General features: G+C 67.2%; 13 protein-coding genes. 3 read left to right on the forward strand and 10 right to left on the reverse strand.

Annotated elements, in window-relative coordinates; all coding sequences use genetic code 11:
- Nucleotides 1–19: 19 nt before the first annotated feature.
- From ACY8GK_RS18915 to ACY8GK_RS18950, 8 genes are all read right to left on the reverse strand, one after another.
- The gene (locus ACY8GK_RS18915) at nt 20–2,248 is read right to left on the reverse strand and encodes a TonB-dependent receptor (protein ID WP_462401806.1); all 2,229 of its coding nucleotides are present in this window, start codon (nt 2,246–2,248) and stop codon (nt 20–22) included.
- 150 nt (nt 2,249–2,398) lie between these two features.
- Nucleotides 2,399–3,391 carry a siderophore ABC transporter substrate-binding protein gene (locus tag ACY8GK_RS18920; protein WP_196178060.1) on the reverse strand — a complete coding sequence of 331 codons (993 nt, stop codon included), beginning with the start codon at nt 3,389–3,391 and terminating at the stop codon, nt 2,399–2,401.
- A complete protein-coding gene (locus tag ACY8GK_RS18925; protein ID WP_196178059.1) occupies nt 3,388–4,170 on the reverse strand; it encodes an iron ABC transporter ATP-binding protein in 783 nt (260 codons plus the stop codon). The genes ACY8GK_RS18920 and ACY8GK_RS18925 overlap by 4 nt, the downstream gene beginning before the upstream one ends.
- Complete coding sequence (locus ACY8GK_RS18930) at nt 4,167–5,117, reverse strand: iron chelate uptake ABC transporter family permease subunit (RefSeq protein WP_196178057.1); 951 nt, start codon at nt 5,115–5,117, stop codon at nt 4,167–4,169. The genes ACY8GK_RS18925 and ACY8GK_RS18930 overlap by 4 nt, the downstream gene beginning before the upstream one ends.
- Nucleotides 5,114–6,058 carry an ABC transporter permease gene (locus tag ACY8GK_RS18935; RefSeq protein WP_462401807.1) on the reverse strand — a complete coding sequence of 315 codons (945 nt, stop codon included), beginning with the start codon at nt 6,056–6,058 and terminating at the stop codon, nt 5,114–5,116. The genes ACY8GK_RS18930 and ACY8GK_RS18935 overlap by 4 nt, the downstream gene beginning before the upstream one ends.
- Nucleotides 6,055–7,824 carry an ABC transporter ATP-binding protein gene (locus ACY8GK_RS18940; RefSeq protein ID WP_462401808.1) on the reverse strand — a complete coding sequence of 590 codons (1,770 nt, stop codon included), beginning with the start codon at nt 7,822–7,824 and terminating at the stop codon, nt 6,055–6,057. Before ACY8GK_RS18940 ends, ACY8GK_RS18935 begins: the two co-directional genes overlap by 4 nt.
- Nucleotides 7,818–9,617, reverse strand: coding sequence for an ABC transporter ATP-binding protein (locus ACY8GK_RS18945; RefSeq protein ID WP_462401809.1), 1,800 nt, complete (start codon nt 9,615–9,617; stop codon nt 7,818–7,820). The genes ACY8GK_RS18940 and ACY8GK_RS18945 overlap by 7 nt, the downstream gene beginning before the upstream one ends.
- Nucleotides 9,618–9,861: 244 nt before the next feature.
- Nucleotides 9,862–10,362, reverse strand: coding sequence for a sigma-70 family RNA polymerase sigma factor (locus tag ACY8GK_RS18950; protein ID WP_196178049.1), 501 nt, complete (start codon nt 10,360–10,362; stop codon nt 9,862–9,864).
- A gap of 96 nt (nt 10,363–10,458) precedes the next feature.
- On the opposite strand from ACY8GK_RS18950, the gene ACY8GK_RS18955 reads away from it, so the two are divergent.
- A complete protein-coding gene (locus tag ACY8GK_RS18955; RefSeq protein ID WP_230375843.1) occupies nt 10,459–12,756 on the forward strand; it encodes a condensation domain-containing protein in 2,298 nt (765 codons plus the stop codon).
- Between the two features lie 45 nt (nt 12,757–12,801).
- Here ACY8GK_RS18955 and basC read toward each other — a convergent pair whose 3' ends face one another.
- Nucleotides 12,802–14,121 carry a putative histamine N-monooxygenase gene (basC, locus tag ACY8GK_RS18960; RefSeq protein WP_462401810.1) on the reverse strand — a complete coding sequence of 440 codons (1,320 nt, stop codon included), beginning with the start codon at nt 14,119–14,121 and terminating at the stop codon, nt 12,802–12,804.
- Between the two features lie 87 nt (nt 14,122–14,208).
- On the reverse strand, nt 14,209–18,549 hold the full coding sequence (locus tag ACY8GK_RS18965; RefSeq protein ID WP_462401811.1) for an amino acid adenylation domain-containing protein: 4,341 nt from the start codon (nt 18,547–18,549) through the stop codon (nt 14,209–14,211).
- Nucleotides 18,550–18,666: 117 nt separating this feature from the next.
- Here ACY8GK_RS18965 and ACY8GK_RS18970 point away from each other — a divergent pair, with 117 nt between their 5' ends.
- Nucleotides 18,667–19,842, forward strand: a complete 1,176-nt coding sequence (locus ACY8GK_RS18970; RefSeq protein ID WP_462401812.1) for an isochorismate synthase — start codon at nt 18,667–18,669, stop codon at nt 19,840–19,842.
- 24 nt (nt 19,843–19,866) lie between these two features.
- The gene (locus ACY8GK_RS18975) at nt 19,867–21,702 is read left to right on the forward strand and encodes a (2,3-dihydroxybenzoyl)adenylate synthase (RefSeq protein ID WP_462401813.1); all 1,836 of its coding nucleotides are present in this window, start codon (nt 19,867–19,869) and stop codon (nt 21,700–21,702) included.
- Nucleotide 21,703: the final 1 nt, after the last annotated feature.

A 21,703-nucleotide genomic window follows, 5' to 3' on the forward strand; every position in this document is an offset into this window, starting at 1 on the left:
CCGCCCTGGTCAGCCTACGTCAGAAGTCCACCGTCGCCGACAGCTCGTATGTGCGTGGCGCGCCCAGCGCCAGGCTCGAGGTCTGTGGCATGCCCCAGTAGTCCTTGTCGGCCAGGTTGGAGACGTTGGCTCGCAAGACCACGGGCTTGTTGCCGACTTCCAGCGCATAGCGCGCGCCGACGTCGAAGATCGTGTAGCCCGGAATGGACAGGCTGTTGTCGGCGTTGATGTATTGCTTGGACAGCGAGGTGGCATTGGCCGTCAGGGTCAGCCCATCCACGAAGGGCGTGTCCCATTCCACACCTAGCTTGCCTTGGAGCTTGGGCGTGCCGGTGGCTTTCTTGCCTTCCGACGCCGGAAGGCCCTTGGTCACCTTGGGATCGACGTACGCGATGCCACCCATCAGCCGGACATCCATGATTGGCGAGCCGAAGAAGCTCCATTCCACACCGCGGTTGCGTTGTTCGCCGCCGAACGAGTAGATGTTGGTGACCGGATCGGTGTAGCTGTTCGGGCGCTTGATCTCGTAGAAGGCCAGGGTGTGGGTGAAGGTACCCAGGTCGAGCTTGAGGCCGACCTCGCGCTGCTTGGACTCGTAGGGCGCGAACACCTCGCCAGCGTTGGCCGCGGTCAACGGCGCCGATGAGCCTTTGCTCAGGCCTTCGATGTAGTTGCCGTAGAGCGACAGGTTGTCGGTCAGTCGGAACAGGATCGCGGCGGCCGGGCTGGTCGCGTGTTCGTCATAGCCGGGCTTGTTGCGTGCGCCAGTGGCGACGCCATAGGTGTCGGTGACCACCTCCTGGCGGCGCACGCCCAGGGTCAATTGCACGCGGTCGTCCAGGAACGACAGCGTGTCGGCCAGGCCGTAGCTCTTGAGGTCGTTCTCGGTGTGAATGATCAGCGGCCAGGAAGTCGGTGCTTTCGGCCCCCAGACAGGGTGATAAATGTTGCTGATCACCTCGGCACCGTCGATCGAGCGGCGGCCCCAGTCTTTTTCCTTGTCACTGTACTGGGTGGCATTCACCGACCACTGGTGGCCGATGCCGAACGTGTCGAAGTGGCCGCGCAAGCCGACTTCGGCCGAGGTTTTGTGGATCTCGAACTGCAATTGCCCCATGAGCGTCCGGAAATCGCCGGCGTCGTTGAGGACGGTTGCCGACATCGCGCCATTGTACTGGTAGTGGGTCTTGCTGGTACCTATGGCACCGTAGGCCATGACCTGGTCGCTCAGCTCGTATTCGCCCCGCAGGATCACGCCCTTGTCCTTGGTCTGCAAGCGTGCCCAGTCGGGGTTGAGCAGGGTGTCCGAGCTTGGTGGCTTGGGTACAGAGACACCCGCCGCCAGGCCAATGCCACGGTTCTGGCCGTTGATGGTGTCTTCGCTGTCGAACAGGTCGAGCGAGAGCCGCCCACGCTCGCCGCGCCAGTCCAGGGCGAGGGCGTTCAATTGGGTGCGATGGCCTTGGTCATTGGTCGAGGTGTCGCCATCTCGATAGACCGAGTTGAAGCGCACGCCGAACTGGTTGTCGTCGCCGAAGCGGCGGCCGACGTCCAGGTGCCCGCCGAACTGCGAGTCCGATTCGAACGTGCCGGTCAGCCGGGTCAGGGGCGTATCGCCTGCGCGTTTGGGAATCAGGTTGACGGTCCCCCCCACCGAACCATTGGGCGGCATGCCGTTGAGCAGCACCGATGGCCCCTTGAGCACCTCGACGCGCTCGTACATCTCTGGCGAGGCGCGATAGAAGGGCGCCATGCCGAACAGGCCATCGACGGTCATGTCGCTGGGGCTGGTGCTGAAACCACGAATCGAGTAGCTCTCGCTGTGCGAGCCCTTCACGCCATTGGTGAACACCGAAGGATCGGTCGCGGCGATGACATCGGTGATTTCCTTGGCCTGCCGGTCCTGGATGTACTTGTCGGTATAGCTGATCGTGCTGAAGGGCGTTTCCAACAGGTCCTTGTTGCCCAGCAACCCGACCCTGCCGCCCGTGGCGACCTGCCCGCCGGCATACTCGGGCGGCAGGTCGCCGGCAGCGTCCTGGGTGCTCTCGATGGTGGTCTCGGAGAGCACCAGGCTGGCCGGCCCGCTGTCCTGCCCGGTCGACGCGGAGAACACGACGCCGGGCGCCGCGCCCAGGCCGAGCAGCAACGCCATCCTGACGGCCAGGGACGTACGGGTGGGGGCAAGGTGCAGGGCGGCCTGCCGTGCGGCGGGGTGGACGGGCCGGGTGATGCAGCGTTCCGACATGCTTGAGTTCCTTTCGGTTCGGAAAGAGGGAAGGTATGTACTAGGTTTCCGAACCAGCACCACAAATCCGCAATGGAAATCATTACCATATGGCAAAAAAGGCCACTACCGTAGTGGCACTGGCCTTTTCCAGGGTATCGATCGCCGGATTCAGCCCTCGTAGCCCTGGACCACTTCGCTGGCCATGCGGTCCAGGCAGGTCACGCTGGCGGTGCAGAGGTACCAGGTCTGTGCGTCGACGAACACCACCCGACCATTGTTCCAGGCCTTGGTCTTGCGCAGCAGCGGGTTGTCCAGGCTCTGCAGGTTCAGCGCCGGGCGCCGCTCCATCACCGCCGTGCGGTCGATCACGTAGAGGATGTCCGGGTCGGCCTGCTGGATGAACTCGTTGGAGATCGGCTGGCCGTGCAGCCCGGCCTCCATGTCGCCGCTGGCCGGTTTCACGCCAAGGGTGTCGAACACGAAGCCATAGCGCGACTTGACCCCGTAGGAGGTAAAGGCGCCATTGTTGTGCAGCACGATCAGAGCTTTTTCCGGGCGGCCTTCGGTTACCTTGCGGGTCTTTTCGATCGTGGCGTCCATGTGCGCGACCTTTTCGCGAGCCAGGTCCTGCTTGTCGAAGATTCGACCCAGGGTCAGCAGGTGGGCCTTGGCGGTGTCGATGAAGTGGCCTTGCCGGTTGCTCAGGTCGACATCGTCGTACAGGGTCGGCGCGATCTGGCTCAGCTCGGCGTAGCTCTGTGCCTGCAGCGGCGAAATGAGGATCAGGTCGGGCTTGAGCGCGTGCAGCCGCTCGAGGTTGGGCTGGATGGTGGTGCCGACGTCGGCGACCTGGGGATCGTCCCGGTACTTGACCAGGAAGTCCGCCACATAGTCCTTGGCCATGCCGACCACGGGGGCCCCGAGCTGGTCGAGGCTGTCCACCTCGCTCATGTCGAAGGCCACCACGCGCTGGGGCAGTTTCTCGATCACCGTGGTACCCAGCGGGTGCTCGACGCTCACCGGCTGGTACGCCGATGCCTGTGGCGTCGGCGGCGCGATGCTCGCCTGCTTGTCCTCGGCCTTGTCGCAGCCCTGCACGGCCAGGGCGATCGCCGCCGCCAGCAGCGCGGCGGCCGCCTTGTTCACGTTGCCAGCCTTCATGTCAGCTCCATTGATGTCGGTGGGTTGAAGTAGTTGCAGACGAACCCCTGTCCGCTGCGCAGAATCTCGAAGTCCAGCTCGAACAGCTCGCGCAGGCAGCGCTCGTCGACCACCTCCGCCACCGGCCCGCAGCAGTGCACCGCGCCGTGCTTCATGGCCACGATGTGATCGGAGTAGTTGGCGGCGAAGTTGATGTCGTGGACCACCAGGATCACCGTGCGACCCTGCTCGTCGCACAGCCGGCGCAAGGCACGCATGATCAGCACGGCGTGCTTCATGTCCAGGTTGTTGAGCGGCTCGTCCAGCAGCAGGTATTCGGTCTGCTGGGCGATGGTCATGGCCAGGAAGGCCATTTGCCGCTGTCCGCCGCTGAGTTCGTCGATGTAGCGCTGGCGCAGGGCCTGTAGCGAGAGGAACTCGATGGCTTCGTCGATGGCCCGTCGGTCCGCGGCGGTGAGGTTGCCCCGGCTGTAGGGGAAGCGGCCGAAGGCGACCAGCTCCTCCACGGTCAGGCGCAGGTTGAAGTCCGGCGCCTGGCGCAAGGTCGCCACGCGCTTGGCGTAGTCGCGCACCGGGATCGAGGCGATGTCCTGGCCACCGAGGGTCAGCTGGCCACCGGTGGCCGTCTGCAACCGTGCGATCAGCATCAGCAGGGTGGTCTTGCCCGCGCCGTTGGGGCCGATCAGCGAAGTGACCTTGCCCGCCGGGAAGCGCACGCTGACGTCGCCCAGTACCTGCTTGTCGCCGTAGGCCTTGTGGACATGGCTGAGCGTGATCATGCGTTACCTCGTGTGCGAACCATCAGCGCGAGGAAGTACACCCCGCACACCAGGTTGATTAGGATGTTGACGGACGTGTTGTAGTTGAACACCTGCTCGACCAGGTACTGGGCAAGGATGAACACGGCGATGGCGATGCCGCTGGCCAGTGGCAGGGTCACCGCGTGGCGGAAGGTCCTGGCCAGGCCGTAGGTGATGTTGGCGACGAACACGCCCATGAACGCGGTCGGCCCCACCAGGCTGGTGGACACGGCCACCAGGATGGCGATCAGGGTCATCTGCACGCCGAGCGCGCGCAGGTGGTCGACCCCCAGGGAAATCGCCTGGTCGCGGCCCAGCGCCAGTACGTCGAGCACCGGCAGGCTGCGACGCATGACCAGGCAGGCGGCCGCCACCAGCGCGCCCGAATAGATGACCTGCGCCGGCTGGGCCTTGTTGAACGAGGCGTAGTTGAAGCCTTGCAGGATCGAGAACTCGCCAGGGCTGACCTTGAGCTGGATGAACTGGGTGAAGGTGGCCATCACCATGCTCAGTACCAGGCCCACTAGCAGCAGCAGGTAGACATTGTTGCGCCTGTCGCGCAGCAGCCAGCGGTGGATCAGCCAGGAATACCCGAGCATCAGCAGGATCGACAGCCAGACGTTGCCATGGCGGCCCAGCAGCACCAGGCTCTGGGTACCCAGCCAGAGGATCAGCAACGCCTGGAACAGCAGGTAGATGGCTTCGTAGCCCATGATCGCCGGCGTCAGGATGCGATTGCCGGCCAAGGTCTGGAAGATCACCGAGGAGCAGGCGATGCTCACCCCGGCAATGACCATCGCGGCCAGGCGGGTGACCCGCTTGGGGATGACGTAGTCGAAGTCCAGCCCCGAGCCCAGCAGCAGGAAGCCCAGCGCCAGGAGCAGGACCACTAGCCAGATGCCATGGCGTGCCAGCGGGCGCTTCATGCGTACTTCCTCACCAGCAGCACCAGGAACAGCACCCCGCCGACACTGCCCGCGGTCAGGCCGATCGGCACTTCGAAGGGGTAGATCAGCAGTCGCCCGAGGATGTCGCAGGCCAGCAGCAGGGAGGCGCCACACAGGGCCACCACTGGCAAGGTCCGCACCAGGTTATCGCCGAAGTAGATCGCGACCAGGTTGGGGATCACCAGCCCCACGAAGGGGATCGCGCCTACCGTGATCACGGTGACCGACACCGTCACCGCCACCAGCAGCAGGCCCAGCGTGGCATGGGCGGTGTAGTTCAGGCCCAGGCTGCTGGCCATGCCTTCGCCCATGCCGAGCACGGTGAAGCGCTGGGCGAACAGGTAGATGAGCGCCACGATCGGCAGCACCAGGTAGATGATCTCGTAGTTGCCCTGGACGATCCGCGAGAAGTCACCCAGCAGCCAGCCCTGCATGCTCTGCAGGAAGTTGTGGCGGTAGGCATAGAATTCGGCGATGGCGCTGAGCACGCTGCCGTACATCAGGCCCAGCACTGGCACCAGCACGATGCTCTTGAAGCGGATCCGACGTATCAGCGCCACGTAGAGCAGGCTGGCGGCGAAGCAGAAGGCCAGCGCGGTCAGCATCTTGCCGACCGTGCCGGTGGCGGGGGACACGGTCAGCGCGACCAGGATGCCGAGCTTGGCCGCGTCGAGCCCGCCACTGGTGGCCGGCTCGACGAAGCGGTTGCGCACGATCTGTTGCAGGATCACCCCGCACATCGCCAGCCCGACCCCGGTCAGCACCAGCGCGGCCAGGCGTGGCAGGCGGCTGGCGGTCAGGGTCAGCCAGGCGTCCTCGGACAACGCCAGCAGGTCATGCCAGGCCACTTCCTTGACCCCGACCATCAGCGACAGCACGCACAGCACCACGAACAGGAGCGACAGGACGACAGGTCTCAAGCGGGCTCCTCGCACGACGTGTCCCCGGCGATCCGCCAGCCCTTGGCAGCCTGCCGCTGGGCCAGGAAGTGCGCATACAGGCCGGCGCCCTCGCGCAGCTGTGCAGGGCTGCCCTGTTCGCGCACCTGGCCTTGCTCGAGCACCACGACCTGGTCGGCCATGGCCACCGTCGACAGCTGGTGCGCGATCACCACCAGGGTGCGCTTTGTGCGCAGGCGCGCCAGCGTCTCGCTGATGGCCGCCTGGTTCTCGGCGTCCAGCGCGGCGGTGGCCTCGTCGACCAGCAGGATCGGGGCGTCCTTGATCAGCGCGCGGGCGATGGAGATGCGCTGGCGCTCGCCACCGGACAGGCGCGCGCCGCCTTCGCCCACGGGGGTATCCAACCCTTGCGGCAGGCGCTCGATGATCTCCAGCACCCCGGCCTGGCGCGCCGCCTCCAGCACTTCGGCGTCGCTGGCGTCAGCCTTGCCGACCCGGATGTTGTCGGCGATGCTGCCCTGGAACAGGTAGGCATCCTGGAAGATCTGGCTGATCTGCGCGGCCAGCTGGCCACTGGACATCTGCCGTACGTCGACGCCGCCGACCAGGACGCTGCCCTCGCTGGCATCGAAGAAGCGGGCGATCAGGCGCATCAGCGTGGTCTTGCCCGAACCTGACGCGCCGACCAGGGCGGTCATGCTGCCGGCGGGGATGCTCAGGCTGACTTGCCTGAGCACCTCGGGCTGGCCCTCGCCATGGCGCAAGCTCACGTCGCGCAACTCGATCGTGCCATCCCTGGGTGATTGGGGATCGCGCGCCTGGGCCAGCGGTGGCACGGCCAGCAGCTCGTCCACCACCGCCAGCTGGCTGCGCGCCCCGCGCAGCACTTCGCTGTAGCTGGCCACCTCCAGCAACGGATCGATGTAGCGGGTGGTCAGCAGCAGCGCCAGGATCACCGCCACCAGTGAATCCGCCGGCAAGCCATCGCCGGTCAGTTCGCCGAGCGACAGCGTGGCGGCGACCAGCAGCACGGCGAACACCGCCTGCACGGCCCAGCTGTTGAGCACCACCGACATGGCCGACACCTGGATCAGGCGCCTGGCCGCCTGCTGCTGGCTGCCGATGGCCTGTTCCAGAAAGCGCGTGCCGCCCTGCTCGCCATTGAAGGCGCGCAGCACCGACTGCGCCTGGGCGAACTCGACCATGCGCCGGCTGGCCTGGGCGGTCTGCGCATGGTGCCGCGCGTCGGCGCGCAGGCCCAGGCGGGCCGTCATGGCGAATACCAGCAAGAGCATCGGCAGCGCCACCAGGGCGATCAGGCCCATGCGTGGATCGAGCAGCCACAGTGCCACGGTGACCACGGTCGGGGTGATCAGTGCGGTGAGCAGCGGGGTGAAGACGTGGGCCGGCAGCTGCGCCAGGGTCATCATGCCCTGGGTGGTGACGTGGCTCAGCCGCGCGGTGTTGCTGGCGTCGAACCAGCCCAGCGGCACCTGCGCCGCATGGTCGCCCAGCCGATGCCGGCCGCTCTGCAATACCGCGATGCCAACCCGGATGCCCTGTTTCTCGACTTCCCGCCGCAGGGCCCAGCACAGGCCGACGCCGACCAGCAGCAGGCACAGCCAGCCGGCCGCGGCGCCTGGCGCATCGCGCAGCAGGCTGCCGAGCACCGGCACCACGGCGACGATGGCCAGCCCGCAAAGCAGGCCGTAGAGCAGTGTCAGGCCCAGGTAGCGATGCAGGATACGGGCATCCTTGCCCAGCAGCGTGATGAAGGTCTTCAGCATGGCGAGGCTGCCTCCTGGTCGGCCTGTTGGTAGCCGCCCAACGCCCAGAGACGGGCGTAGCGGCCATTGCGCGCGAGCAGCTGGGCGTGGGTGCCCTGTTCCTGGATGCCCCCCTTGTCCAGCAGGATGATCTGGTCGGCGTGCATCACCGTATCGAGCCGGTGCGCAATCACCAGCACGGTGCGGCCGCGGGCGAAGCGCGACAGGGCCCGCTGGATCTGCACTTCGTTCTCGGCATCGGCCGCCGCGGTGGCCTCGTCCAGCACCAGCACCGGTGGGTCGAGCAGCACGGCGCGGGCGATGCTCACCCGTTGCAGTTCACCCCCGGACAGTTGCGCGTCCTCGCCGATCACCGAGTCGTAGCCACGGGGCAGGGCCTGGATGCGCGTGTGGATGTTGGCGGTCCGGGCGGCGGCCTCGATGTCTTCCTGGGTCGCCGAAGGTCGGCCCAGGGCGATGTTGTCGCGCAGGCTGGCGTGGATCAGGCGGACATCCTGCAGCACGAAGCCGACGGCGCGATAGAGCTGCGCGCTGTCCAGTTGGCGCAGGTCCACCCCGCCCAGGGTGATGCGCCCGGCGTCGGGGTCGAAGAAGCGCAGCAGCAGGCGCGCCAAGGTCGACTTGCCCGCGCCGGAGGGCCCGACGATGGCGGTGACGGTGCCGGGCCGTAGCGTGAAGCTGACGTCCCGCAGCACCGGCGTATCGCCATAGGCGTAGCTCAACTGCTCGACACGGATCTCGGCATTGGCCGGGGACGCCGCCTGGCCGGGCGCGAGGGTCTCCAGCACTGGCGTATGCAGCAGGGCGTGCACTCGCTGGGCGGCGCCAGTGGCGTTCTGCAAGTCATGGGTGATGTAGCTCAGCAGCAGCAAGGGCGCGCACATGCCAGGGGCGACCAGCGCGAAGGGCAGGATATCCACCGGGCGGATCCAGCCCAGCCAGCTGAACAGCGTGCCGCAGGTCAGCACCACCCCGAGCACGGCGACCGGGGTGAGCAGGGCATGGGCATTGGCCATGGCATTGACCAGCGGGCGGGTGAAGTCGGTGAAGGCCGCGGCGAAGGCATCCACGGCGTCGCGGTAGCTGCCGTGGGCCTTGCCTTCGATGCCGAACGCCTTGACCACCGCCAGGCCGTTGACGAATTCGACCACCGCGTTGTTGATGCGCGCCATGCCGGCACCGAATGCCTGCATGTTGGCGCTGCTGGCCTGGGTGGCGCGCTTGACGAAAAGAAAGAACAGCGGGAAAGGCAGCAGCGATACCAGCGCCATGCGCCAGTCCATCGCGAACAGGTACAGCACCGCGCCGGTCACCGCGCCGGCCGCGCGGCCGAGCGTGGTGTAGAAGTGCGCGGTCAGGCTGTGCAAGGTATCCACATCGTCCTGCATGGCCTGCTTGACCTCACCGGAAGCCCTGCTGGTGAACCAGCCCAGCGGCACCCTGGCCAGGCGTCGGACGATCGCCTGGCGCAGCTGCCCGGTGATCTGGTTGTCGGCCAGGTGAGCCCGTGTTTCCGCCAGCCCGATCAAGGTCATGCCGGCGACCAGGCTGGCCAGGCTGAGGCCGATGGTCTGCCATATGTCGCCGGTCAGTGACGGGGCGCCGACCCTGTCAGCCTGCTCCAGCATCCGTCGGGCGATGTGCGCGATGCCGGCCAGCGGCACCAGGGTCAGCAGGCTGCCGACGGCGGCCATCAGGCCGGCGACGACCAGTCGTCCGCGTATCGGTTGCAGGACCTGCGATACGGTGCCGCTGGGCGAGGGTTTGGCCTCGCTCGCCTCGTTGATGCTCATTGGTTCTCCTGGTAGATGGCTGCAGGTGCCCGAGGGCGGCCTGGTGTCCTTGGCATGCCGGGTTGCCACGGCACTTACTGTGTATTACGAACGGCGCGGCCAGATCCTCAACGATCGGGCCGCGTCGGAAGCGATCTGGAATGCCCGGTGCAGCCCGTACGCCCGGCGTGCCCGCCTGTCTTCGCCTTGCCTGATCGCCGTCCGGCGGCTTTGGTGGCAACCCTCGCGTCTTGGCCCAAGGACTTCAGACATGCGACATGCAGGCACGCACGCCCGAGGCGATGTATTTCTCGACCGAAGAGACCGAGACGTTAAGTTGCGTGGCAATGTCGCGATGCCCCATGCCCTCCAGGCGATGCAGCAGCAGCGCCTCTCGCGCCCTGGGCTGGTCGCGCAGGATGCTGTCGATCCGCGCCAGGCTCTCGGCGGCCAGGGCGCGGGTTTCTTCGGAAGGGGCCAGCGGTTCGTGCTGGTCCTTGAGCGTCTCGAGGTGGCTGGCCTCCAGGCGGCGCCGGCGGTGCAGGTCGACCACCATGCCCTTGGCGATCTGCGTGAGGTGGCAGCGGCACTCGGCGGCCGTAGGTACGCGGCCTTTACCGATCAGCTTGAGGTAGACATCGTGCATGAGGTCGGCGGCATCGGTCGAGTTGCCCAGCTTGCGTCGCAGCAGGCTGGTCAGCCATTTGTGATGATCGAGATACAGCCGCTCCATCTGCTGCCTGAGCGCGAACGATCCCTTGTCCACGGTACGTCTCCCCGGCGCCTGGCTGACGCCAGACTTTTGACTAATGATAATATGTATTATTATCATTAAGATTAATTTGTTTGCAGGTTTTGCGCAATGGACCTGCTCACCCGCGGTGCTCGCCAAAAGGCGGCACCGCTCCCCCGGCCCCTGGATGGGTTCGCCGGCATGCATGTGCCTCTGCTGCTTATCGTCCAGTTCGACAAGGTAGGAATTTCCATGATGGAACTCAATCCGGGCACGCAGACACTGCCCGTCACGTCCCACGAAGAGCAGGCCTGGCTTCTTCAGGCGCAAGATCCCGAACGCGCCATGAAGCATTTCAGCGCCTGGCGCCTGGCCGGCGAGTTCGAGCCGGCCAGGCTGGAGGCCGCGCTCGGCGCGGTCGTCCAGAGCCTGCCGGAGCTCAACGCCCGTTACCTTTTCGATGACGACGGCGAGCTGCTCAAGCTGGTCGGCACGCACTGGCGCGATTGCGTCGGCGTGCTGCAGGTGCGTGACGAGCTCGAGGCCCGCGAGCAACTGCTGGCCCTTCAGGCGCAGCCCTGGGAGCCGCACACCCAGCCGCCGCTGCAAGCGCGGGTCATGCAGCTAGGGCAGGGGTCGATCCTGGCGTTCGTGCTGCATCCGATCCTCGACCAGGTGTGCCGCGAGGATGACCTTTACCGCATGACCCTGGACGCCTGCGCCGGGCGCCCGGTCGGGGTGCCGAACCTGCCCTGGCTGCAGGGTCGTGCGGCCGAGGCCGGGGAGCTGGTCGACGGCATGGGCGCGCCAGCCACGCAGGCCGCCACTGGCAACGCGGTCGAGGCGATCATCCTCGACGAGTTCCGCCAGGCGTTGGCGGAACCTGGCATGACCGCCAACGATGATTTCTTCGATTTCGGCGGCCATTCGCTGCTGGCCACGCGCATCATCGGCCGATTGGCCGAAACCCATGGCGTGGAGGTCCGCTTCAACGACTTCTTCAGTGCCTCCTCGGCCGCCGCCCTGGCCGCCCGCGCGCAGGTGCTGGACGCTACTCTGGCCGGCCGTGGTCGGGAAATCGGCGAAGTGCAGGAGGCACCTTTCGCGCCTGCCCAGGCATCGCTGGGGCGCGCCTACCAAGCCTTCGATTTCGGCACCATCTTCAACCTGCCCTTCGCCATGGACTTCCTCGACCCGGTCGACGAGGCGATCTTCGAACAAGCCTTCACCGACCTGGTGCACCGCCACGCCAGCCTGCGCACCACCTACCATTTCGATGGCCCGGAGCCCCTCCAGCGCCTGGTCCCGCTCGAGCGCCTGTCGCGCTACAAGTGGTTCTGGTCGAGCCAAGAGAGCCAGGGCGCGAGCCTGGCCAGCGAGGCCAGCCACCGTTTCGACCTGTCCCGGGAGCTGCCCATGCGCGTGCGGTTCTTCCGCGATGCGACGCAGCAACGCCAGCGTCTGTCACTGCTGGTGCACCACATGGCGATCGACGAGTGGTCGCTCAACGTGATGATGCAGGAGCTGGCCCAGGCCTACCAGGCACGGGCCAGCGACCGCGCGCCGGCCTGGAAGGCACCGGCGCCGTCGTTCCAGGCATACGCCCTGCAGGCGCGTGCCGAGGGTATCGATCCGCGGCACCTGGCCTACTGGACCGACATGCTGCGTGGCGCTACCCCGGGCCTGGTCCTGCCTGCGCTCGACGACCAGGCCGGCCCTGGCTCGACATCGGCCAGCCAGGGCTCGACCGATGCCCGCTGGTTCGAGATCACGCCCGACCAGGCCACCATCGACCAGCTGTACGGCTTCGCTCGGCAGAACGACTCGTCGCTGTTCGGTGTGCTCTATACCGCCATTGCCCTGGCCCTGCACAAGATGGGCGACCTGCGCGAGCTGGTGATCGGCACTTCGGCCTCCGGGCGCACCGATCCGGCCTACTACGACACGGTCGGCTATTTCACCACCATGGTGGCGCACCGCGTGCGGTTCGAGCCGAACCAGCCGGTCGGCCAGATGATCGAGGGTGTCAGCCGCCTGATCAACGATTCCATGGCCTATGCCGACGTGCCCATGGAGCAGATCCAGCAGGCGTTGGGCATGGCCCCCGAGCAAGGCCTGCTGTTCGATGTCTACATCCAGATCCACGCCAACAATGCCCTCAACGGTGCCTTGGGCGCGCCTGGCGGCGAGCCGATCCGCTACCGGCAGATCGACCCGGACAAGAGCCAGTCGATGTTCGGCATCCAGTTCGAGATCATGGAGAACGTGATCGACGGCAAGCGAGCGCTGCGCCTGGTCGTGACCTACCTCACGGCGCGCTATGGCCAGGCGCAGATGGCCTTGCTGAGCGACACCATCGAACGGGTCATCGGCGCCTTCACCCATGGCCAGACGGCGGCGCTGGAGGTCCGGCGGCTACTGGCGTGAGCCAGGGCATGCCGGCCTTCGTGGCCGGCATGCCGTGTGCGCCGCTCAGGCTTCGTGCATGCCGTAGCGTTGGAACGACGAACGCCTCGGCAGGCGGTAATGGGCGCGGCCCAGCAGCCGGTTGACGATGGTCGCGTTGCGGATGGCGGCCACCCCCAGGTCGGGCGAGCCGACCCCGTGCTGGAAGATCTCGGCGTTCTGCACGAAGATGCGCCCGGCACCGTCGTCGCAACGGCGCGCGGTGAAATCTTCATGGACGATGCAGTCGCCGTACTCGTCAGTGGCCAGGATCTCGCCCTTGAAGCGTTCGAACCACGCCGGCCAGGCATGGGAGTAACCCGTGGCCGCGACGATGGCGTCCGCTTCGAGGACGCTGGCCTGGCCCAGCTCCCGATGGCGATAGGCGATGCGCAGCGCGCCCCCGACCGTGTCGACCCGTTCCACCTCACAGTTCGACAACAGCGTCAGGCCCGGCTCCACGCCGCCGATCGAGCGTTCGTAGATCAGGTCGTAGATGTCGGCGATGGTCGAGAAGCTGATGCCCTTGTACAGCAGACCCTGGGTGGCGACGATGTCGCGGCGTCGCTCGCGGGGCAGGCTGTGGAAGTACTCCATGTAGGACGGAGTGAAGCATTCCTGACCGAGCTTCGAGTATTCCATCGGATGGAATCCGGGCGAGCGGGTGATCCAGCGGATCGAGGCGCCAGCGGCGACCCGTTCGGGGGTCAGCTCGCTGAACAGCGCCAGCACGCATTCGGCGGCGCTCTGTCCCGAGCCGACCACGGTGACCTGGCGACATTCGGCCAGCTCTGCGCGGCGCTTGCCGAACTCCGCCGAGTGCATGATCGGCGCTGGCGAGCCGGTTTGCGCCCAGCGTGGCAGCCAAGGGGCGGTACCGACTCCGACTGCCAGATGCCTGCTGTGGTACTGCCGCCTAAAGCCGGACAACGACTGGGTCTGGACCAGGAAGTGCTCGGCGCCGGCGTCGTAGCGCACGTCGCTGACCTCTTCGCCGAAGCGGCAGCTGGGCAGCTGTTGCGAGGCCCAGCGGCAGTAATGATCGTACTCGCGGCGCGGAACCTGGAAGTTGTCGTAGTAGTAGAACTGATAGAGCCGTTCGTGCTGGTGCAGGTAGTTCAGGTAGCTCAAGCGGTGTGTCGGGTCGGCCATGGACACCAGGTCGGCCAGGAACGGTACCTGCAGGGTCGTGCCAGGCAACAGCAGACCTTCGTGCCAGCGGAATTCGCTCTTGCGTTCAAGGAACGTGGCGCTCAGGCCGGGGTGGGCCTCGAGCAGTGCGGCCAAGCCCAGGTTGAAGGGGCCCAGGCCGATCCCCGTGATGTCCGCAGTGGGTAGGTCTTTCATCCGATCCCTCTCCTTAGGTGCTGTCTGCATGAGCGCGGCCGCCGGCTGTGGCGCCACGCTCGGGTGCGTGTGGATGGTGTGTTGGGCTCAGGCGACGGCGGTGGCGAGCAGGCGCTCGACGTCCTGCGCATTGCGACAGCGCAGCAGTTGCGTCGGCGAGAGCTCGACGCCGAATCGCTCGCGCAGGCCGGCGGCGATCGCCTTGAGGTGCTGCGGGCGCAGGCCCAGGCTCAGGAAGCTCGCCGCCGCATCGACCGGGTCCGAAGGTGTCTGGCCGAGCACCTTCAGGTAGATGCCCAGCACCGGGTTGTCAGGTTCGGCACGGGCTGGCGCCGAGGCCGTTGCCTCGAGCAGGCTGCGGGCTTTCTGGCGATCGGGCTTGCCGTTCTGCGAAAGCGGTAGGCCCGTCACGCTCAGCAGGCGGGTCGGTACATGCGACTGCGGCAGCTGCCGACGGGCGTGGGCGCGCAGTTCGGCCACGCTCGGCGCCGCGTCCGGCGTGCCGACGTAAAGCGCGCCGAGGCAGGTCTCACCAGCGCGCGGATCGCCGTAGTCGACCACCAGCACCTGGCGTAGCGCCGGATGGCTGGCAAGCGCCATCTCGATGTCCGGTAGCGAGACGCGCACCCCGCGTATCTTCACGTAGCCATTGACCCGGCTGTCGAACAGCAGCACGCCGTCCTCGCGGTAGCGTCCGCAGTCGCCGGTACGGAAAGCCCGCACCGGCTCGCCGTGCTCGTCCTCGACCGTGACGAAGTCGGTCTGCTGCAGTTGACCGTCCAACAGGTAGCCCAGCGCCAGGTTCACCCCTGCGGTGTGGATCCGGCCCACCACGCCGGTCGGGCAATGCTCGCCATGCTCGTCGAGCACCAGGTAGCGATTGCCCGGTAGCGGCCGGCCATAGGGGATCGAGCCTTGGTCATCGGGGCCGATGTCGTGCCAGATGCTCCAGATGGTGGTCTCGGTCGGGCCGCCCAGGGAGACCAGGCGCGCCTCTGGCAGCAGCGCGCGCAGTTGCGCAATGGTCGTCGGCCTGATGTAGTCGCCGCCCTGGGCGATCAGCCGCAGGCTCTGCAGGGAGTGCTCGCCACGGCAGGCCAGGAGCATGTCCAGGATGGCCGGGACCGTGCACCACAGGCTCACCTGGTGGCGGGCGATCAGCGCGTGCCAGGCAAGCGCGTCCTTGTCCTCGTCGGCGCCGGGCAGCACCAGCGTGGCACCGGCCGTGAGGCTGCCGAGCACGTCGAACACCGACATGTCGTGGTGCAGCGGCGTGACGGACATGAACACGTCGTCCTCGGTCACTGCCCAGCGGGCCAGGGTGCTGCCGATGACGTTGGCGGTGGCGCGGTTGTCGAGCACCACGCACTTGGGCTTGCCGGTGGTGCCCGAGGTGTACAGGTAATAGGCCGGCGCTTCGCTCAGCGACAGGCGGGGCAGGCTGGCCGGGGCTGGTGCCGGCTCGGCGAGCAGCGCCTCGCAGGTGGCGCTGGGGTGACCGAAGGCCTCGCCTTCGGCCAGCACCACCAGGTCGGGTCGACAGTTGTCGAGCAGGTACTGGCGGCGTTGCGCGGGCGCCCCGGCATCGATCGGCACCCAGATGACCCCGGTCAGGGCGCAGGCCAGGGTCAAGATGGTGTGTGCCGGACTGCGTGGCAGGCACAGCGCCAGCACCTGGCCCTGTTTCACGCCGCGGGCCTCGAGCGCGGCGATCGCCCGCGCCACCTCGGCACCCAGCTCGGCGTAGCTGATGCGTCGATCTCCGCTGATCAGGGCGGTCCTGTGATTGTCGGGGTCGAACAACCGCTCGGCGATGCGTTCGAGGAACGCCTCGTGGCTGGCGTCAGCGACCGGGCTGTTGAGCTGATAGTGGCCGGTGTCGACCACCGTGTTCGGTTCGATGGCGAAGCGATCGCGGTCGACGATCCGGCGTATCGTGCGATCCAGTGCCTGCAGCAGGTCACGCACGCACGCCGGATCGAGCGCCTGGCAGGCATGGTCGATCTCCAGCAGCAAGCTGCCCTCGGCGTCGCTGGAGAAGCGCACGTCCATCGCCACCTGTGGCGTCTGGGTCAGCCCGTCGTGCAGGCGCATCGGGCTGTCGGCCGGCGCCACCGGCCAGGACAACCCGTTGGTGACCACCACTGGCAACACCGGCCCGGGGCCGTGGCGCTCGAACAGCTGGCGCGCCAGGTCGACGCCGGAAAACGCCAAGTGCTGCAAGCCTTCGAGCACGTCGGTCTGCAGGCGGGCCGCCCGTTGCGTGAAGCTGCCGCAGGCTCGCGACCAGTTGACCGCGATGAAGCTCGAGTGGTTGGCGAACGCGCTCTGGTTCGGTATGGCGACTGGCATCGCCACGCACAGGTCGCCCTCGCGCACCCAGTGCGAAAGCACTTCCAGCACCACCGCTGTCAGGGTCGCATGCTTGAACAGCCGTTGCCGGGCACCCAGCTTGCCCAGCGCGGCGAACACCGGCGCGGGAATGCGCAGGCGCTGACGGGCATAGCGCGAACTGGCGATCTGCTCCAGCGGTTGGGTCCAGGGCAGGCAGGGTGGGCCGGTCACGCCGGCGAGCTTGTGCTCCCAGTAGGCTGCATCGGCCTGGCGCTGCCGGGCGAGTTCGGCCTTGTCGACCGGCTCGGCCTGGCCGGGTTCGGCTTCGCCGGCCGGCTCGCCGAACAGCTCCACCAGCAGCGCGGCGATCGAGCGCCCGTCCAGGATCAGCGCGTCCAGTCGGGCGAAGACTACCCACTGGTCGTCGGCCAGGCGCCACGCGGTGATGTTCCACGGCGCCCGGTCGAGTTCGAAATGTGCATGCGCGTAGGCCTCGCGCCGGCTCTCGATGGCTTGCAGCGCCTGTTCCCTCGACATCCGCGAAAGATCCACCACGTCCAGGTTGACCTGCGGCTCGGGGCTGACGAATTGCACGCGGCGGTGCGCGTCGATCCGCGTGCGCAGGCTCGGGTGCCGGCGCACCATGGCCTCGAGCCGGGCGCGCAGCAGATCGATATCCAGCGTGCCACGGTATTCGCGAAACTCCTGCATGGCCACGCCGCCCAGCGGCATGTGGGTCCCGCGTCCGAGCACATAGGCCTGTTGCAGCGGGTCGAGGGGCCGCTCGCCGGGGCGCTCGGCCAGGGGCTGGTCGAGAACGCCGGGATGCTCGGCGACACTGCGTACCAGCGTCGTGTAGCGCTCGAACAACTGCACGACCCAGCCACGCGGCAGGGCGTCGAGGCGGACGTCCCAGTTGATCAGGATGCCACCATCGGCGCGGGCGACCTGCACATCCAGCGCCACTTGCGGGCCTTGCGAGATGGTCCAGGCCAGCGTGCCGAATACCCGCCGCACACGCTCGGAGAACAGTTCGCCGCCGGGCAGGCCCAGCGCCGCGGTGAATACCACCGGTGCCAGTTGCGTCGAGCCGTGCCGGCGCGACAGCTCGCGCATCAGGTCGACGCCCGACCAGGCGCCGTGCGCCAGCCGCTCGGTCACCTGGTCGGCGAGCTGCGCGCACAAGGCAGCCGGATGCGCGGCGGCATCCAGGTCGACATCCAGCATGAGCACATTGGCGAACTCGCCAACGGTACGCTCGATGCCTTCGACCAGTGGTTCGCGCCAGAAGCTCGGCACGTTCAATCGCAAGCGGCGATCGCCGGTGTGCGCCCCGAGCACCGTGGCGAACAGGCCCAGCATCAGGCTCGAGAGGCTGATCCGGCGGTCGCGCGCCAGGCGTTGCAAGGCCTGGCGCTGGGCCGCATCGAGCCAGGCATGCAGTCGTTCGCTGCGTGCCCGTGCCGGCTGGCCGGCGTGCAAGGGCAGGTTCGGCGCGGGGGCGATGCGCTCCAGCCGTTCGCGCCACCAGTCACGATCGCGCGAACGCGCGGCCTTGAGCGCCGGATCGGCGCGCACCCGGTCCCACCAGTCGAAGAAGTCCGGAGCTGTCGGCAAGGCAGCCTCGGGCGCCTCATACGCGGCGGCGAAGTCTTCCATCAGGATGCGGAAGCTCGAAGGGTCGACGGCGATCATGTCGGCGTCCACGTGCAGGCGCACTCGCTGGTCGGCCAGCAGGCTCAGGCCCAGCCGCACAGGCGGCGCCTGGCGAAGGTCGAGCTGCTGGTGAGTCCACGCCTCGCGCTTGTGCAGCAGACGCTCGCTGGCCTGTTGCGGGCTCGACTGCCGCAGATCCTCGACTTCCAGCTGGGGAGCTTCTTGCGCCGGCGCGATGTACTGCTGGCCGTCGGCGCTCAGACGCAGGCGCAACATGGGGTGGCGCAGGCTCATGTGCGCCACGGCCCGTCGCAGCCGAGCGGGATCCACGGCCTGCCCGTCGAACTCGGCATAGAGGTGAGCGCCCACCATGCCCAGCGCGTCACGAGCGGCCCGACCGCTCCAGCAGGCGGCCTGCATCGAGGTTAATTCTTTCATGGCCCACTCGTTCCCTGTGATTGACAAGTAAAAAAATATGTCGTCCTCTATTAGAAACGATAACCATTTAGATTCAAACCCTAAATTCATCATTCAGCATGGAGGCTCGACATACCGATGAGCGCGGTTAACCTCAAGACCGACGCGCTGCCAGGCGCGCATGCGGTTGATGCAGAGACGGTCTTTTCCTTCACTTCGGGGGATCGGGAGCTGCTGTGCAGCGGCGCGATGCAGCGCATCGAAACCCCGGCGCTGCAGGGCGACGAGGCCGCCGGCATCTTCCAGCACGCCGTGTCGCAAGCCTTCGAACAGGCCCGCAAGCGCGGCCAGGCCAACCCGGTGCTGGTCGGTGCGATTCCTTTCGACACCGCCGAGGCCTCGTGCCTGTACATTCCCGAGCACGCCAGCTGGCAGGCGCGTACCAGCGCCGCCGACCTCGAGCCGGTAGCGCTGCCTGCCTTGCTCGAACAGCGCAACTTGCCGGAGGCGCACGCCTTCAAGCGCTCGGTGGAGCATGCCATCGTCAACTTCCGCCACAGCGATGTGCGCAAGGCGGTGCTGTCGATCCAGCGCGAGCTGGTGTTCGCCGAGAAGGTCGAGGTGGACAGCCTGCAGCGCAACCTGCGAGCGCAGAACCCGGGCGGTTATCACTTCCGCGTGCCGCTGAGCGATGGCGGCACGCTGCTGGGCGTCAGCCCCGAACTGCTGGTTCGCAAGGAGGGCGCCTGCTTCGTCTCCAATCCGCTGGCCGGCTCGATCCGGCGCATGGCCGATGCCCAGGCCGATCGACGCAACGCCGAGTGGCTGTCCGCTTCGCAGAAGGACCATTACGAGCACGGCTTCGTCACCCAGGACATTGCCGCGCGAGTCGGCGAGCTGTGTACCCGGCTCGATGTCCCGCAACGCCCCTCGCTGATCAGTACGCCTGCGCTCTGGCACCTGTCGACGCGCATCGAAGGCACCCTGGCCGACCCGACGGTATCGGCCTTGCAACTGGCCTGCCGGCTGCATCCCACCCCGGCCGTGTGCGGCTTCCCGACCGAGCGGGCACGACAGCTGATCCGCTTCGTCGAGTCCGGCGAGCGTGGCCTGTTCACCGGCATGGTGGGCTGGTGCGATGCCCAGGGCAACGGTGAGTGGGTGGTGACCATCCGCTGCGGCACGGTGCGCGACAACCGGGTTCGACTGTTCGCTGGCGCCGGCATCGTCGACAGCTCGCAGCCCGACTCCGAATGGGCGGAAGTCCAGGCCAAACTGGGCACCATGTTGCGTGCCTGCGGACTTTCCCACTGATCCAACCTTTTCCGGAACCCCATCATGACGATCGAATTCACCGACTGGCCCCAGGACCGGGCGCAACGCTATCGCGACAGCGGCTACTGGATCGACCAGCCGCTCGGCCAGATCCTGCATGCGCGCAGCCAGGCGCAGCCCAACGCCACCGCGATCATCTGCGGCGAGCGCCGTTTCACCTATGGCGAGCTCGAGCGGCTGTCGTCGAACCTGGCCTCGCGCCTGGCCGAGCAGGGCCTGGGGCAGGGCGACACGGCACTGGTCCAACTGCCCAACGTGGCCGAGTTCCATATCGTGCTCTTCGCCCTGCTCAAGGCCGGGATCGTGCCGCTCAACGCGCTATACAGCCATCGCAAGCTGGAGCTCGTGGCCTACGCCCGGCAGATCCAGCCGGCGCTGCTGATCGCCTCGCGCGAGCACGAGTTCTTCCGCGACGACCGCTATCTCGAGGCGTTCGCCGAGGTTGGCGCCAGCCCGCGCATCAGCTTGCTGATCAACGAGCCCGATGCCGAGCACGACCTGGCGCGCTGGATCGAGACGCCTAGCCTGCAACCGGTCGCCTACGCGCCGACCGCGCCGGGGCAGGTGGCCCTGTTCCAGCTGTCCGGCGGCAGCACCGGCACGCCCAAGCTGATCCCGCGCACGCACAACGACTATCACTACAATGCCCGCACCTGCGCCGAGATCTGCGCGCTAGGCCCGCACACCCGGTTCCTCAGCGCGGTGCCGGCGGCGCACAACTTCCTGCTCAGCTCGCCCGGCGCGCTGGGCGTGTTCCATGCCGGCGGCTGCGTGGTCATGGCCGCCAGCCCGGAACCGGCCAGCTGCTTCGAGCTGGTCCAGCGCCACGAGATCAATACCGTCGCGCTGGTGCCGAGCGCCGTGGCCCTCTGGCTCCAGGCCGCGCCGCAGCATCAGCAACAGCTGCGCTCGCTGCAGTACCTGCAGGTCGGTGGCGCGGTCTTCGCCGACTCGCTTGCACGCCAGGTGCCGCAGGTGCTGGGCTGCAAGTTGCAACAGGTGTTCGGCATGGCCGAGGGGCTGATCAACTACACCCGGCTGGATGACAGCGACGAGCAGATCTTCACCACCCAGGGCCGCCCCATCAGCCCCGGCGACGAGATCAAGATCGTCGACGAGGCTGGCCAGCCGGTGCCCCCGGGCGAACCCGGCATGCTCGCCACGCGCGGGCCCTACACCTTCTGCGGCTACTACAAGAGCCCTGAACAGAACGCCAGCGCGTTCGACCAGGACGGTTTCTATTATTCCGGCGACCTGGTGCAGCTCACCGCCAGCGGCGACCTGCGGGTGGTCGGGCGGATCAAGGATCAGGTCAATCGCGGCGGCGAGAAGGTCGCCTCCGAAGAGATCGAGAACCTGATCGTGCTGCACCCGGACGTCACTCATGCGGGCCTGGTGGCCATGCCCGACGAGGTACTGGGCGAGAAGAGCTGCGCCTATGTAGTGTCCCGCAACCCAGGCCTCAAGGCCTCGGCGCTCAGGCGCCACCTGCTGGAGCTGGGCATCGCCGAGTACAAGCTGCCTGATCGCATCCGCCTGATCGATGTCATGCCGCTGACGCCGGTGGGCAAGATCGACAAGAAGCGGCTGCGCCAGCTGCTGGCGGTGGAAAACACCCGGGCCTGGCTGCAGAGCCGCCTGCAGCCGCTGGTCGACGACGGCGAGACGCTCGACCCCGAGGAGAACCTGATCTTCTACGGGCTGGACTCGTTGCTGGTGATGAAGTTGGCAGCCGAACTCAAGGCACGTGGCGTGGAGGTGAGCTTCGAGGAGCTGGCCAAGTCGCCGACCTTGGGCAGCTGGTGGTCGCTGGTCGAGTCACGCCAGAAGGCCGCCTGAC

The organism is Pseudomonas sp. Marseille-QA0332 (assembly GCF_054950175.1).